The 14497-nt window shown below is 72.7% G+C and carries 13 protein-coding genes; 6 read left to right on the top strand and 7 right to left on the bottom strand.

Annotated features, from left to right (window positions below; translation table 11 throughout):
• Positions 1 to 69 precede the first annotated feature (69 nt).
• From AB0B72_RS11290 to AB0B72_RS11280, 3 genes are read left to right on the top strand one after another with little or no spacing between them, the layout of a single operon-like run.
• Positions 70 to 1413 carry an MFS transporter gene (locus tag AB0B72_RS11290; protein WP_367738483.1) on the top strand — a complete coding sequence of 448 codons (1344 nt, stop codon included), beginning with the start codon at positions 70 to 72 and terminating at the stop codon, positions 1411 to 1413.
• Entirely contained in the window at positions 1413 to 2753 is a 1341-nt protein-coding gene (locus AB0B72_RS11285; RefSeq protein WP_367738482.1) for a tannase/feruloyl esterase family alpha/beta hydrolase, read from the top strand. The genes AB0B72_RS11290 and AB0B72_RS11285 overlap by 1 nt, the downstream gene beginning before the upstream one ends.
• A complete protein-coding gene (locus AB0B72_RS11280) occupies positions 2750 to 3781 on the top strand; it encodes an alpha/beta fold hydrolase (RefSeq protein WP_367738481.1) in 1032 nt (343 codons plus the stop codon). The genes AB0B72_RS11285 and AB0B72_RS11280 overlap by 4 nt, the downstream gene beginning before the upstream one ends.
• Before the next feature lie 49 nt (positions 3782 to 3830).
• Here AB0B72_RS11280 and AB0B72_RS11275 read toward each other — a convergent pair whose 3' ends face one another.
• Together AB0B72_RS11275 and AB0B72_RS11270 are read right to left on the bottom strand one after the other, a co-directional pair.
• Complete coding sequence (locus tag AB0B72_RS11275) at positions 3831 to 5801, bottom strand: glycosyltransferase family 2 protein (protein WP_367738480.1); 1971 nt, start codon at positions 5799 to 5801, stop codon at positions 3831 to 3833.
• Between the two features lie 90 nt (positions 5802 to 5891).
• On the bottom strand, positions 5892 to 6599 hold the full coding sequence (locus AB0B72_RS11270) for a lytic transglycosylase domain-containing protein (protein ID WP_367738479.1): 708 nt from the start codon (positions 6597 to 6599) through the stop codon (positions 5892 to 5894).
• 252 nt (positions 6600 to 6851) lie between these two features.
• Here AB0B72_RS11270 and AB0B72_RS11265 point away from each other — a divergent pair, with 252 nt between their 5' ends.
• From AB0B72_RS11265 to AB0B72_RS11255, 3 genes are read left to right on the top strand one after another with little or no spacing between them, the layout of a single operon-like run.
• Positions 6852 to 7526: a response regulator gene (locus AB0B72_RS11265; RefSeq protein ID WP_367738478.1), complete on the top strand. Its 675-nt coding sequence runs from the start codon at positions 6852 to 6854 to the stop codon at positions 7524 to 7526.
• A complete protein-coding gene (locus AB0B72_RS11260; protein WP_367738477.1) occupies positions 7523 to 8953 on the top strand; it encodes an ATP-binding protein in 1431 nt (476 codons plus the stop codon). The genes AB0B72_RS11265 and AB0B72_RS11260 overlap by 4 nt, the downstream gene beginning before the upstream one ends.
• Positions 8950 to 9510 (top strand): hypothetical protein, encoded by a 561-nt coding sequence (locus AB0B72_RS11255; protein ID WP_367738476.1) that lies wholly within the window; start codon positions 8950 to 8952, stop codon positions 9508 to 9510. Before AB0B72_RS11260 ends, AB0B72_RS11255 begins: the two co-directional genes overlap by 4 nt.
• A gap of 6 nt (positions 9511 to 9516) precedes the next feature.
• On the opposite strand, the gene AB0B72_RS11250 is transcribed toward AB0B72_RS11255, so the two are convergent.
• From AB0B72_RS11250 to AB0B72_RS11230, 5 genes are all read right to left on the bottom strand, one after another.
• Positions 9517 to 10827, bottom strand: coding sequence for a PhoH family protein (locus AB0B72_RS11250; RefSeq protein ID WP_367738475.1), 1311 nt, complete (start codon positions 10825 to 10827; stop codon positions 9517 to 9519).
• A 246-nt stretch (positions 10828 to 11073) separates the two neighbouring features.
• The gene (locus tag AB0B72_RS11245) at positions 11074 to 11835 is read right to left on the bottom strand and encodes an isoprenyl transferase (RefSeq protein ID WP_367738474.1); all 762 of its coding nucleotides are present in this window, start codon (positions 11833 to 11835) and stop codon (positions 11074 to 11076) included.
• 124 nt (positions 11836 to 11959) lie between these two features.
• Positions 11960 to 12367, bottom strand: coding sequence for a hypothetical protein (locus tag AB0B72_RS11240; RefSeq protein WP_367738473.1), 408 nt, complete (start codon positions 12365 to 12367; stop codon positions 11960 to 11962).
• Positions 12360 to 13208: a DUF692 domain-containing protein gene (locus tag AB0B72_RS11235; protein WP_367738607.1), complete on the bottom strand. Its 849-nt coding sequence runs from the start codon at positions 13206 to 13208 to the stop codon at positions 12360 to 12362. Before AB0B72_RS11235 ends, AB0B72_RS11240 begins: the two co-directional genes overlap by 8 nt.
• Positions 13209 to 13354: 146 nt before the next feature.
• The gene (locus AB0B72_RS11230; protein WP_367738472.1) at positions 13355 to 14431 is read right to left on the bottom strand and encodes a TIGR04222 domain-containing membrane protein; all 1077 of its coding nucleotides are present in this window, start codon (positions 14429 to 14431) and stop codon (positions 13355 to 13357) included.
• Between the last annotated feature and the right edge of the window lie 66 nt (positions 14432 to 14497).

Genomic DNA, 14497 nt, shown 5'->3' with positions numbered 1-14497 from the left:
GTGGCCGACCCATAGGAGTGACCCCGGTCACTGCATACCGTGGCGGAACCCCCCATGCGAGGAGTTCCCATGGCAAACACCCCATCCGCCCGCATCGGCAAGGTCGTCGGGGCCAGCCTCGTCGGCACGACGATCGAGTGGTACGACTTCTTCCTGTACGGCTCCGCCGCCGCCCTCGTCTTCAACAAGCTCTTCTTCCCCACCGCCGACGCGCTCACCGGGACCCTGCTGGCGTTCCTGACCTACGCCGTCGGCTTCGTCGCCCGGCCACTCGGGGGGCTGGTCTTCGGCCACTTCGGCGACCGGATCGGCCGCAAACGGCTGCTCGTGGTCAGCCTGCTGCTGATGGGCGGCGCGACGTTCCTCATCGGGTGCCTGCCGACGTACGCCACCCTCGGCGTGGCGGCCCCCGTGCTGCTGACCGTGCTGCGGCTGGTGCAGGGCTTCGCCCTCGGCGGCGAGTGGGGCGGCGCGGTGCTGCTGGTCTCCGAGCACGGCGAGCCGCGCAACCGCGGCTTCTGGGCGTCGTGGCCGCAGGCCGGGGCCCCCGGCGGGAACCTGCTGGCCACCGGTGTCCTGGCGGTGCTCGCCGCCGTCCAGACCGACGAGGCGTTCCTCGCCTGGGGCTGGCGGATCGCGTTCCTGCTCTCCGGCGTGCTCGTGCTGATCGGGCTGTGGATCCGGCTCACGGTGACCGAGTCGCCGGTCTTCACCGAGGCCCTGGCCCGCCAGGAGCCCGCCCCGCAGGCCCCGATCCTCGGCGTGCTGCGCCACCACTGGCGCGACGTGCTGATCGCGATCGGGGCGCGGATGGCCGAGAACGTCTCCTATTACGTGATGACCGCCTTCGTCCTCGTCTACGGGACGACCGCCGCCGGCCTGCCCAAGGGCACCGTGCTCAACGCCGTGCTGATCGGCTCGGCCGTCCACTTCGTCACCATCCCGCTGTGGGGGGCGCTGTCCGACCGCCTGGGCCGGCGGCCGGTCTACCTGCTCGGCGCGGCGGGCATCGGCCTGTGGGCCTTCGCCTTCTTCCCGCTGATCGACACCAAGTCGTTCGCCCTGGTGACGCTGGCGGTGACGGTCGGGCTGCTCTTCCACGGCGCGATGTACGGCCCGCAGGCGGCGTTCTTCTCCGAGCTGTTCGCCACGCGCATGCGCTACTCGGGGGTCTCCATCGGCTACCAGCTCGCCTCGATCGTGGCCGGCGCCGTCGCCCCGCTCATCGCGGTCGCCCTGCTCGACGCGTACGGCTCCAGCGTGCCGGTGTCGGTCTACGTGGCCGGCGCGGCGGTGCTGACGCTGATCGCGGTGCTGATCGCCAGGGAGACCCGCCACCGGGACCTCGGAGCCGTCGAGCCGACGTCGGGCCTGACCCCGATGGCCGCCGCGCCCACCGTGAAGGAGGCTTGATGCCCCGCCGCCTCCTCGGCCCGGCCGCCGCGCTCCTCATCGCGGCGGCGGCCCTCCCGGCGGCCCTCCCCGCGTCCGCCGACGCCTGCGCGCCGGTCACCGTGCCGGGTGCGCAGCACCAGGTCACCGCGTGTCTGGACGACCTGACCACCAAGGGCACGCTGCTCTCCGGCCACACCGACCAGGCCGATTGGGCGGGCCTGAGCTCCGCCGGGGCCGTCAACCCGGGCGGCGTGCCCGGCACGCAGGTCGACGGCTACTTCCCCGACACCTCCACCGGCGACACCAACCACGGCTGGAACCACGACTCCCAGTTCGTCATCCGCCTGCCGGAGCGGTGGAATGGCGGCCTCGTCGTCACCGGCACCCCCGGCAACCGTGAGACGTACGCAGGAGACTTCACGATCTCCGACTGGGCGCTCGCGCGCGGCTACGCGTACGCGGCGACCGACAAGGGCAACACCGGCGCGGCCTTCTACCGGGACGGCGCACGCCCCGGCGACGCCGTCGCCGAGTGGAACCACCGGGTCAGTCAGCTCGCCGTCGCCGCCAAGGCGGTCGTGCGTCAGCGGTACGGCACGGCCCCCAGGCGGACGATCGCGGCCGGCCAGTCCAACGGCGGCTACCTGGTGCGCTGGCAGCTGGAGAACCGCCCCGACCTGTTCGACGGCGGTGTCGACTGGGAGGGCGTGCTCTGGACGCCGGACGGGCCCAACCTGCTGACGTTCCTGCCGCCCGCGCTGCGCGCCTACCCGAAGGGCGACGCCGCCGGGATGGCCGCCGCGGGCTTCTCGCCCGAGACCGCGTTCCTGTGGCCGTTCCACTACCAGTACTACTGGGACCTCACCCAGCGGGTCTACCGCGAGGAGTTCGACCCGTCGTTCGACGGCGACGCCGAGGCGGGCACGCCGTTCTGCGCCACCGGCACCCCGGCCTGCGACACCGACTACGACTACACCGGCAGGCCCGCCGCCGTACGGCAGGCCGTGGCGAGGGTGTCGCTCACCGGGAAGATCAAGCGGCCGCTGATCACGGTCCACGGCACCCTGGACACCCTGCTGCCCATCGCCCGCACCTCCGACGTCTACGCTGACATGGTCGGGGACCGTCACCGTGACCGCCTGTTCCGGTACTACCGGATCGACGGCGGCACCCACGTCGACGGCCTCTACCCGTCGTACCCGGACCGGCTCCGGCCGCTGCTGCCCTGCTTCCGGAGCGCCTTCACCGCGCTGGAGGCCTGGATCGGCGCCGGGACCCCGCCGCCCCCGAGTGCCACCGTCCCCCGCCCGGCAACGGGCGACCTCGAGAACACCTGCTCGCTGGGAGCCACCCCATGACCTCTCCTGCGCCCGCGCCCGTCTCCGCCGAGCGGATCGGCACGCCCCGCCTGACCCTGAACGTCCTGTCCGTGCCCGGATCCACCGGCGACCCCGTGCTGTTCGTCCACGGCAACGTCTCGTCGAGCGTCTTCTGGCGCTCCACGATGACGGCCGTCGCGGACGGTTTCCGGCCGTACGCAGTGGACCTGCGGGGGTTCGGCGACTCCGACCCCGAGCCGGTCGACGCGAGCCGGGGGGTGCGCGACTACTCCGACGACGTCCTCGGCCTGCTGGACGTGATCGGGCCGGCCCATCTCGTCGGGTGGAGCCTCGGCGGCGGCGTCGTCATGCAGGCGCTGCGCGACCGGCCCGAGGCGGTCAGGAGCGCCACGCTGGTCAACCCCGTGTCGCCGTACGGCTTCGGGGGCACCCACGGCCCGGACGGCGCGCTGAACCACGCGGACGGCGCCGGATCGGGCGGCGGGGCGGTCAACCTCGGCTTCGTCGCGGCGCTGCGGGCGGGCGACCGGTCCGCCGACTCCCCGGTCTCCCCGCGCACCGTGCTCCGCACCGCCTACGTCGTCCCCGGCACCGACCTCGGCGACGAGGAGGACGCGTTCGTGGAGTCGATGCTGTCGACCCGCGTCGGGGAGGACAACTATCCGGGCGACTCGCTGCCGGCGGAGGCCTGGCCGGGCATCGCTCCCGGCAAGCGGGGCGTGCTGAACACGCTGGCTCCGACGAACTTCCGGATCGACGATCTGGCCGCGATCGACCCGAAGCCGCCGATCCTGTGGATAAGAGGCGCCGACGACGTGATCGTCTCCGACACGTCGCTGTTCGACCTCGCCCACCTGGGTGCGATCGGCGCGGTGCCGGGCTGGGACGGCACGCCCGCGCAGCCGATGATCGCCCAGACCCGTGCCGTCCTCGACGGCTACGGCGACTACCGCGAGGTCGTCGTCCAGGGCAGCGGGCACAGCCCCCACATCGAGAGGCCGGAGGAGTTCCGCCAGGCGCTCCTCACCCACCTCAGAGGCCGCTGAGCCCCTCGCACGCAGCCGTATGGGAGGGCCACAAGCCCCCCCGCGCCGGTCAGCCGCCGTGCGGGCGGCGGCCCGCGTGCACGGCCCGCGCCAGCCGTACGGAGCGGCGGTCACCGAGGACGCGCACGGCGATCCGCCGCATCAGCGACGGGACCGGCGACGCCCCGGCGGGCAGGACGCCCACCTGCCCGCCTCGGCCCACGGCCAGCCCGAACAGCAGCTCCACGTCCTTCTGGTCCACCCGCAGGCTCGGCCGCCAGGCGCCGGGCCCCAGGCACTCGTCCCCGCCGACCCTGCTCACGGGCACCCTGGCGATGAGCTGGCCCGCCAGCCGCCCGGGGATCCCGGGCTCGACCAGCGCCGGCACGGTCATGCTCCGGCCACGCCCCTCCTGCTCGCGCAGCACCAGCTCCGCGGCGGGACCCCCGCTCGGCGGCACATACGGCACGGGCAGGACGACGAACACGTGCCCGTCCTGCCGCGCCACCGACGCCCCCGACGAGACGAGCGCGATCGACTCAGAGAACGACTTCGGCTCGACGCAGACGCCGAGCTCGCCCCGCTCGGACCAGCACGGCACCACGAGCCGCTTCGGCTGGTCGGCCAGCGCGCCCGCGCAGCTCATCGGCGCCGCCGGACGGCCGATCCGCGTGCGGCCCGGCTGCACGCCCCGCATGCGCACGTGGATCTCCCACATGCCCGGCCCGAGCGGCCGCCCGAGGGCGGCCGAGCCCACGTCGAGACGGGCCTCGCCGCCGGCCCAGACCCGGACCTGGCCGCCGACCGCCGCGCGGCCCACCGCGCAGTTCACCGGCAGCGGGTACATCACGCCGTTCTCGGCGTCGCGTACGCAGACCTCCATGCGGGCCCGGCGCACCGCGTCGGTGACGTCGGCCGCCTCGTCGGGGAGCAGCCCGGGGATCGGCGCGGGAGGCGTCCACAGGAGGCGGTCGCCCTCCGCCCGGAACCACATGGGGCTCCCGTCGGCGTGCAGGAGCTCGACGCTCAGGTCGAAGACGAGCACGCCGTGCTCCCAGCGCAGGTCGCGCAGCTCGGCGCTGAGCCTGCTGCCCCTGGACGCGTGCGCGAGCTCCACCAGCGCGTCGAGGCGGTCCTGGCGCAGCAACGCCGCGCGGGCCCGCAGGTGCACCGGGAGATGCGTGTCCAGAGCCTCGGGGAAGCGGTCCACCGTGAGCCGGCGCAGGAACGAGAACAGCACCACGCGCTCGTCCGGGGCCGCCGCCACGAAGCCGGCGCCCCCGAGGCGGCGCAGCCCGAGCGTCCGGTACCAGTGCGCCTGGATCCGGTCCCGCTGCCGTCCCGGCTCGGTGTGCGCGTCGACGATGTCGAACAGCGCGTTCAGCCCGTCGTACAGCGCCTCGGCGTCCGGCTCCTCCGCCTCGGCGGGGCCGAGGTGGCAGCAGATCTCGTCGGCCAGGACCGCGATCACCTTCGCGGCGAGGTACGCCCTGGTCACGAACGCCTGCTCCGACAGCGCGCGGTCGGGGAAGCGGAGCTGGTGGGTCTCCACGAAGTCCCTGCGGAGCAGCTTGTGCGCGGTCGGCAGGGCCAGCAGGTGGTCGCGCAGGACGTCGGCGCGGTCACGGCCGCGCGCGAACGCCGCCTGCGGCGGGCCGCCGTCCACCAGCCTGCCGACGAGCACGTCGGCGTCGGTGTCGACCGCCATGCGGTACATCCGCTCCAGCGCGCCGTGCTCCAGCCGGTCGTACTGGTTCAGCAGGTAGACGTACTCACCTCTGGCCACCGACAGGCCCACGTTGCGCCCGCGCGCCGGAGAGCCGCTGTGGTCGAGATGCAGGACGCGGACGTTCGTGCGGTGCGCGGCGATCGCGTCGAGCCGCCTGCGGGTCCCGTCGGTGGACCCGTCGTCGGCGAAGATCACCTCGTACTCGTCCGGCGGCAGCGACTGCTCCAGCAGCGAGCGCACGCCCGTGCCGAACGCGTCGTTGGACAGCCCGGGGTCGGACACGGGCACAACCACGCTGACCTTCACACCCATGCGCCCAAGGGTGCAGCGCGGGCAGGGGGGAGCCGGGCAGCCTTGCCGAAAGGTCGAGAAATCCTGACCAGAGTTTCGACCCCGCGGGAATCAGTACCAGCCGGTGGCCTGGGAGTGCGCCCACGCGCCGCAGGGCGTCTTGTAGCGGGCCGCGATGTAGCCGAGACCCCACTTGATCTGGGTCGCCGGGTTCGTCTGCCAGTCGGAGCCCGCGCTCGACATCTTGCCGCCGGGAAGGGCCTGCGGGATGCCGTACGCGCCGCTGTAGCGGTTCATCGCCCGCTCGTTCCAGTGGCTCTCCCGGTCCCAGAGCTTCTCCAGGCACCCCCAGTCGCCGCCCCAGCCGCGCGCCTCGGCCATCTCCTTGCCGAGTGCCTTGTTGCTGCCGGGGTCGGGGGTGGAACCGGGCGGGAAGTTCGCCGGGCCCAGGCCGGCGCCCGCGGGAGCCGTCGGCACGATCTTGACCGGGTCGAGCCGGCGCGTGTCGCGGCTGTCCTTGAGCCTGGACCTCTTGAGCGCCTGGACGGCCTGCTCCTTGAGCAGGTCGTTCGCGGGGTTGGGCTGATAGGGGTCGGCGGCCAGGATGTCGGGCAGCTCCAGCGGATTGCGGGGCGCGGCGGCGTTGTCGATGGCCGTACGCACCACATAGGCGGTGCCCCCGGCGATGACCGCGACGGTGACACACAGGATGGCGACGCGCTTGGGCGTCAGCCAGCCCGGCCCCGACCGGCCGCCTCCCCGCCTTGAGCGGGAACGGGGCGTGGGCGGGCGCTCCTTGAGCTGCGGGCCATGACTCACGGCCTATGAGCTTGCCCTGCGTTGGGGGGTGTTGCGCAACCAGAACATGAAAGTCCGTTGGTGTTCTCTTGACCTTCAGGCCTCCCACTTGGGCTTTCCTCGAAAGTGTGATTTTGGTCACAGGTCGCTTCGGCGGAATGCGCATGGGGGGGCCGTCCCAGCCTCCTCCCTCTTCATGAGGATGCCGTGATCGGCCGGTTCCAGTCTCGGGACAAATAGGGGAATTGCTGAGGTCCGCCCCATAATGACCGGGTGGCAGGCATCCTCCTGGTCGAAGACGACCCCTCCGTCCGGGCCGGGCTCGAGCTCGCACTCACCCGGCAGGGCCACTCGGTCACCGCGTACGCGACCGGGGAGGAGGCGCTGGACCACGTCCGCGCCCGGCGCCCGGAGATCGTCATCCTCGACGTCATGCTTCCCGGGATCGACGGGGTGGAGGTGTGCCGGCGGATCCGCAAGCTCGACTCGCTGCCGATCATCCTGCTCACCGCACGCGGCGACGACCTCGACGTGGTCGTGGGGCTGGAGGCGGGCGCCGACGACTACGTCGTCAAGCCCGTCGAGCCCCGGGTGCTGGACGCGCGGATACGCGCCGTCCTGCGCCGGCTCGAGTCCGCCTCGGCCGACCGTGTGGCCTTCGGCGACCTGGTCGTCGACCGGGGGGCGCTCAAGGTGAGCCTGGCCGGCAAGGAGGTGCACCTGACCCCCACCGAGCTGCGGCTGCTCCTGGAGCTCGTCCGCCACCCCGGGCAGGTGCTCAACCGCCGTTACCTGCTGCGCGCCGTCTGGGACCACACCCACGTCGCGGACTCCCGGCTGGTCGACGCGTGCGTGCAGCGCATCCGGGCCAAGATCGAGCCGATCCCCGCCGATCCGGTCTACATCCACACCGTGCGGGGCTTCGGATACCGCTTCAGCCCGCCATGACCTGGCTGCCGACCGGGCTGCGGGCGCGGCTGGTCATCACCTTCACGCTCGTGGCCGTCACCGCCTCGGCCATGGTCGCCGGGCTGGGCTACCAGCTCGTCCGCAGGGAGCTCCTCGACCGGACCGAGCGGAGCGCGGTCGCCGACGTGCGGGAGACGCTGTCCAAGATCGCGTTGCCGGTCGGGGCGAGCGACGTGGTATGGCCCAGCGGCACGACCGTGACCGACGAGGACCTGGGCGGCATCGTGAGCGCGCTCGAAGCCCCGGAACGCACGGTCATCGTGACCTACGGCGACCAGCGGCGGTCGAGCGCCGGCGCGGTCTTCAGCATGGCCGACGTGCCCGACCAGCTCCGCTGGCAGGCGGCGCGCAGGCTGGTATACCAGCGGCTCCAGCTCAGGAACGAGCCCTGGCTGATCGTCGCGACCCAGATCCAGCGCGTCACCCAGGAGAGCGCGGCCCGTCCCACCGGGCTGACGGCCTACGTGTTCGTCCCGCTGGGCGAGGAGGAGCGCGTTCTCTTCCGGCTCTGGACCGCGCTCGCCCAGGCCGGCGGGATCACGCTGACCATCGCCCTCACCGTGGCCCTGCTGTCGGCCCGCCGCGTGCTGCTGCCGGTGCGCAGGCTCGGCGCCGCCGCCCGCGCGCTCGGCGCCGGCGACCTGCACGTCCGCCTTCCCGTACGGGGCAAGGACGAGCTGGCGGAGCTGACCGCCACGTTCAACGAGACCGCGGCGGCGCTTGAGGACACGGTCTCCGAGCTGCGGACGCTGGAGTCGCGGTCGCGGCGGTTCGTCGCGGACGTCTCACACGAGCTGCGCACCCCGCTCACCGCGATGACCGCCGTGACGGACATGCTCTCCGAGGACGCCGAGGACCTTCCCGCCGACGCCGGCCAGGCCGTGCGGATCGTCGTCCGCGAGATCGACCGTCTGCGCGTGCTCGTCGAGCACCTCATCGAGATCAGCCGCTTCGACGCCGGGGCCGCCGTGCTGCGGCGGGAGACCGTGGACGTCGGCGACACGCTGGCCGACTGCCTGGAGGTCCGCGGATGGGCCGACCAGGTGAAGCTGACCGTCCCCGTCGGCATGACGTTCTCGCTGGACGCCCGCCGCTTCGACGTGATGGTGGCCAACCTGGTCGGCAACGCGCTGCACCACGGCGCCCCTCCGGTGCTGGTCGGCGCACGCCTGCGTGACGGCGGGCTGGAGGTGACCGTGCGCGACCACGGGAGCGGCATACCCGACCACGTGCTCCCCCACGTCTTCGACCGGTTCTACAAGGCCGGCACGGACCGCGCGAGGAGCGTGGGCAGCGGGCTCGGGCTGGCCATCGCCAAGGCCAACGCCGCGCTGCACTCCGGCAGGCTCACCGTGGAGCGGCAGGATCCGGGGACGCTCTTCCGGCTGTGGATCCCGAGGCCATGAGGGCCCGCGTACGTGCCGGGCTCACGCTGGCGGCACTGCTCCTGCTGATGGCCTGCGGGGCGGCGGCGTGCGGGGTGGCGCCGACGGGCGTGCGGGACGCCGGCCCGGCGCCCCTCGTGACCGGCACGCCGACTCTCGTGACGATCTATCTCGTCCGGGACGGACAGCTGGTGCCCACGGTCGTCGCGGCGCGGTCCCGCCACGTCAACGACATCATGACAGCCCTGTTCAAGGCCAGAGGGCAGCCGCCGACGGGGCTGTCCACGGCGCTGAGCGGGCTAACGCTGGCCCAGGTGCAGCTCGTCCGCTACGCCCCTGACGCGGGCAGCCGCAACGACCCCGACAACATCCTGAGCCTGCGCATGCGGCTGTTCGTGAGCGGCTGGAGGCTCTCCAGGACGGCGATGGCCCAGATCACCTGTACGGCGCGGCTGCGCCCGGAGATCTGGGCCGTGGAGATCGCCCACGCCACTCCCGACAGGACGGGACCCTTGAAGATCCACACCTGCCGGGAGTACTGGGATCTGACTCCGCAGGACGGCCATCTGCCGCCGTGACGCGCGCTAGACCGTGATGTCCTCCAGCAACTCGGTCACCAGGGCGGCGATCGGCGACCGCTCGGACCTGGTCAGCGTGATGTGCGCGAACAGGGGGTGGCCCTTGAGCTTCTCCACCACGGCCACCACGCCGTCGTGCCGGCCCACCCGCAGGTTGTCGCGCTGGGCGATGTCGTGGGTGAGCACGACCCGCGAGTTGGCGCCGATCCGCGACAGCACGGTGAGCAGCACCCCGCGCTCCAGCGACTGCGCCTCGTCGACGATCACGAAGGCGTCGTGCAGGGAGCGGCCGCGGATGTGGGTCAGCGGGAGGACCTCCAGCATGCCCCGGTCGAGGACCTCCTCGATGACCTCCGGCGTGGTGACGGCCCCCAGGGTGTCGTAGACCGCCTGGGCCCACGGGCCCATCTTGTCGTTCTCCGAGCCGGGCAGGTAGCCGAGCTCCTGGCCGCCCACCGCGTAAAGGGGCCGGAAGACGATGATCTTGCGGTGCTGGCGGCGTTCGAGCACGGCCTCCAGGCCCGCGCACAGTGCCAGCGCCGACTTGCCGGTGCCCGCGCGGCCGCCCATCGAGACGATGCCGACGTCCGGGTCCATCAGCAGGTCGAGAGCGATCCGCTGCTCGGCCGACCGGCCGTGCAGGCCGAAGACCTCGCGATCCCCGCGGACGAGCCGTACCGACTTGTCCGGCATGACCCGGCCGAGCGCCGAGCCGCGCGCGGACAGCAGGCGCAGGCCGGTGTGGCAGGGCAGGTCGCGCGCCTCGTCGAGCTCGGCGGTGCCGCCCTCGAACAGGGCCTCGACCTCCTCCGTGGTGACCTGGAGCTCCGCCATGCCGGTCCAGCCGGACTCGACCACCATCCCCGCGCGGTACTCCTCCGCGCTGAGGCCGAGGGACGCGGCCTTGATCCGCATGGGAAGGTCCTTCGACACCAGCACGACGTCGCGCCCCTCGCGGGCGAGGTTCTGCGCGACGATCAGGATGCGGGTGTCGTTGTCGCCCAGGCGGAACCCCGCCGGGAGGACCGATGGATCACTATGGTTCAGCTCGACCCGGATGGTTCCGTCGCCGATCGGCATCGGGTCATCCAGCCGTCCGTGCCGCACCCTCAGGTCGTCGAGGAACCGGAGCGCCTCACGCGCGAAGTAACCCAGTTCTGGATGGTGGCGCTTGGCCTCCAGTTCCGTGATGACGACGACTGGAATCACTACCTCGTGCTCGTCGAAGCGGCTCATCGCCGCCGGGTCGGCGAGCAGTACGGAGGTGTCCAGAACGTAGGTACGAGATGCGGACGGGTTGCTCGAGGACAATGCCACGCGTTCTCCCCCGGGCGCCGGAGGTAGGCGCCCTGCCTTGACTGGTGGTGAACGGACCGGGCCCATGACCTGCGCGAGCAGGCCGGGACTCCGGACTGCCTCGCACAGATGTGTCGCAAGGACGGGCCCTCTCCCGGGGTGTTGGCCATCGATCCCCTCGATGGCCGCTCCCCTACCAAGGTACGTAACGAACGCGTCCGGCCCAATAGGCGAAACATGACCGGAAGACGCTGTTCACGAACCGTTTCAGGAGCCGTACCGACGGTGACGCGCGGCATATGAGCGGAGTGCCCGCAGGAAGTCGACTCTGCGGAAGTCAGGCCAGTAGGCCTCGCAGAAGTAGAACTCGGAGTGGGCGCTCTGCCAGAGCAGGAAACCGGAGAGCCGCTGCTCTCCCGAGGTCCGGATGACGAGATCCGGATCGGGTAGTCCGCGCGTATAGAGATGCTCCGCGATGTGCTCGACGTCGAGGACCTCCACGAGGTCCTCGATGCTCGCGCCCTTGCTGGCGTGCTCCTGGAGGAGGGAGCGCACCGCATCAGCGATCTCACGTCTTCCTCCATACCCAACCGCAACGTTCACAATCAGCCCTGGACGATGCGATGTGGTTTCTTTCGCGTGTTTGAGGACACGAGCGGTGTGATCGGGCAGCAGGTCGAGCGAGCCCATCGGCGTGACATGCCAGCCCTGCTCGACGAGGTCCTGCACCAGCCCCTCGATGACCTGGAGCAGCGGCTCCAGCTCGGCCTTGTCCCTGGTGAGGTTGTCTGTGGACAGCAGCCACAGCGTCACGTACTCGACGCCGGCCTCCCGGCACCACACCAGGAGCTCGGAGATCTTGTCGGCGCCCTTCTGGTGCCCGCGGTTCACGTCGCGCAGGCCCATGGCGCGCGCCCAGCGGCGGTTCCCGTCGACGATCACGCCCACATGCCGGGGAATCTGCACCGAGGACAGCTTCCGCTCGAGCATGCGCTCGTACAGTTTGTAGACGAGATCGCGCACGCTCATCCAGTCCTCTTCCTCACGACCGTAGGGTTCGGTCAGCCAATTATCGCGGGCGCCGGGCGTGCCCGGCCCTTTCGGAGGTCGCTCCGGGCTCGTGGCCTCGGAAAGCGGGCGCTCCGGCCCCTGGTCAGCGCTCCTCCAGCCACTCCGCGAAGGCCCGCGCGTCGGCGCCCGAGCCCCCTTCGGGCTTGGGACGCCCGGCGGCGTACGCGGCGAAGAGCCGGCCGAAATCGGCGCCGAGCGTCCTGGCGAGGCCGGGCAGCGCGCTGGCGACCGAGCCGCTCCGCTTGTTCACCAAGGCGTGCGCCTGGATCCGCACCCGGTCCGCGTCGAAGCCGTCCGGGACGCCCGCGCCCGCGACGAGCGCGGCCAGCAGCCCGGCCTGGGCCGCCGCGAGCGACGCCCTGGCGTCCGGCGCGTCCAGCGCGTCCAGCACGTCCGGCGTCTCCGGCGTACGCGGTACGTCCTGCGTCCCGGCGGCGTGCGGTGTCCGCGCCGGTGTGCCGGGGACGGTGGGCGTGGCCGAGTCAGCCACGGGAGATCGCGCGGTCGATCCGGCCGAGCTCGGCGCCGAGCGCCGCGTCGCTCGGGTAGGCCCCGTCCCACTCCAGCAGCACGCCGGGAGGCGTGACCCGGGCGCACAGGTCCGACAGCAGGGCCAGCACCTCCTCGGGCGGCGACGAGGTGTGGGTGTCGTGCCACACCCCGTCGTGCGCGTGCCCGCCCGCCACGTGTACGTACGCCACCTCGTCCAGCGGCAGGGCGTCGAGGGCCTCACGCGCGTCCAGCCCGAGATTGACCTGGTTGGTGTAGAGGTTCGCCACGTCGACGAGCAGCTTCACACCGGTCCGCTCGACGAGCTCGCCGAGGAACTGCGCCTCGGTCAGCTCGTCGCCGGGCCAGCCGAACAGGGCGGCCACGTTCTCCAGCGCCAGGGGTACGGGCAGGGCGGCCTGCGCGAGCCGTACGTTCTCCACGATCACCGACAGCGCCTCACGGGTCCTGGGGACGGGCAGCAGGTGCCCGGCCTCCATGCCTCCGCCCCTTACGAAGGCCAGGTGCTCGCTCACCAGGGGTGCGCCGAGCGCCTCGGCGCAGGCGGCCAGATGCGCCAGCCGCGACGGATCGGGCCGGTCGGCCCCGCCGACGCCGAGTCCGACCCCGTGGGGCACGACCGGCACCCCGCGGTCGCGCAGCACGGACAGCGACTCGGGCAGCCGGGCCGGGGCGACGTTCTCCGCGATCACCTCGACGAATCCGACGCCGGGCAGCCGCTCAACGGTCAGATCGATCTCCGGCCGCCAGCCGATCCCCACGCCAAGACCCGGAGCGTCCCCGTGGACCCGGGCCGCCTCACCGGCACCGGACGTCTCCACGCCCGGCCCCGGCGTGCGCCCATGGACCCCATCGGCGCCTGACGCCGCCACGCGGTCAGGGGTCTCGCCCACGTCGGGCTCCGGTGTGTCGCCGGTGCGTGAGCCCGGCCACCACGCTCGCGGCCGGTGATCGGCCCGTCCGGCCCTCACGCGCCGCCTCCGCCGCCACAACCGCCGCCGCCGCAACCACCGCCGCCGCAGCCGCTCGATCCACCGCAGGAGCTCGATCCGCCGCAGGAGCTGGAGCCGCCGCAGGAGCTGGAGCCGCTCGCCCCGCCGCACCCGCTGGAGCCTCCGCAGCCGGAGTGGCCGCCGTGGTGACCCCCGGAGCCGAAGTCCCACCCGCCCGAGCCCGGGTCCGAGCCGTGGCCGCCGCCTCCCCCGCAGGCGCCGGCGGCGCAGCCCGTCCCCTGGCTACGGGCCCGGCTCTCCTCAGCGGCGATCTCGGCGGCGACGACCGGGTCGCCCAGCTCGCTGAGGCCGAACAGGGCCACGCCGCCGACCAGGGCGGGGAAGGCGACATCGCCTGTACCCACGCGGGCGGCCTCCGGCCGGTGGCGGGACCGGGCCTGCCGGAGCGCTTCGCGCCCGGGGGAGGTCAACGGGTCGCCGAAGGAGCGGGAGTGCCGGATCTGGGTGCTCAGGCCGTACACGCCGGACACGCCCGTCACGAGCAGGGCCGCCACGGACGCCGGGCCCCAGAGCGCGAGACCGGACGCGACGAGGACGAGCGACACGGCCTCGACGCCGAGGGCGAGCACCGCGAGGAGGAGCAGTCGCGCGCTGAGGCGGCGGGGCTCGACGACCGAGCCGTCCGGCAGCAGGAAGCCCTGACCGATGAGGCGGTTCTTCAGCCCGGTCAGGACGACGCCGTCGCCGACCTCGTGCCGGATCTCGCCCGCCGTCCGTCCTCCGGGGGCCGCCGCGCAGTCCAGCACCGCCTGCTCGACGGCGTACGGCGAGGGCGTGTGCGTACCCGCGACAACGGTGACCCTGCCGCCTCGCGAGACGCGCACGAGAGCCTGGGCGGACAGCGCCGCGATCGCCGTGTTGATCACGCGGCGCGGCCCGCCCGCCAGGTAGGCCAGCTCGTACGGATCGAGGTCGTTTCTTCCGACGGCCGTCACCGAGCGGATCCTGCGGTGCTCGCGACTCAGCGTGGACGCCGTGGACCCGACGAGAACGGCGACCGCGAGCGCGGCGATGACGAGCACGATCTCCATGTGCCCCCCTGGGGGAAGGAGGGGGCGCGGAACGAACAGGCGGGCGCCCCGTCTACCAGGTAGACG

The organism is Microbispora sp. NPDC049125 (assembly GCF_040802045.1).
GTDB lineage: Bacteria > Actinomycetota > Actinomycetes > Streptosporangiales > Streptosporangiaceae > Microbispora.
Note: the sequence above shows the minus strand (reverse complement) of the source record. Positions and strands in the feature narration are given on the sequence as shown.

Excerpts from the sequence above, each read along its gene's own strand:
- AB0B72_RS11230 (WP_367738472.1), bottom strand. The coding sequence starts at position 14,431 with ATGGAGATCGTGCTCGTCATCGCCGCGCTCGCGGTCGCCGTTCTCGTC.
- AB0B72_RS11280 (WP_367738481.1), top strand. The coding sequence starts at position 2,750 with ATGACCTCTCCTGCGCCCGCGCCCGTCTCCGCCGAGCGGATCGGCACG.
- AB0B72_RS11255 (WP_367738476.1), top strand. The coding sequence starts at position 8,950 with ATGAGGGCCCGCGTACGTGCCGGGCTCACGCTGGCGGCACTGCTCCTG.
- AB0B72_RS11260 (WP_367738477.1), top strand. The coding sequence starts at position 7,523 with ATGACCTGGCTGCCGACCGGGCTGCGGGCGCGGCTGGTCATCACCTTC.
- AB0B72_RS11290 (WP_367738483.1), top strand. The coding sequence starts at position 70 with ATGGCAAACACCCCATCCGCCCGCATCGGCAAGGTCGTCGGGGCCAGC.
- AB0B72_RS11245 (WP_367738474.1), bottom strand. The coding sequence starts at position 11,835 with ATGAGCGTGCGCGATCTCGTCTACAAACTGTACGAGCGCATGCTCGAG.
- AB0B72_RS11275 (WP_367738480.1), bottom strand. The coding sequence starts at position 5,801 with ATGGGTGTGAAGGTCAGCGTGGTTGTGCCCGTGTCCGACCCCGGGCTG.
- AB0B72_RS11285 (WP_367738482.1), top strand. The coding sequence starts at position 1,413 with ATGCCCCGCCGCCTCCTCGGCCCGGCCGCCGCGCTCCTCATCGCGGCG.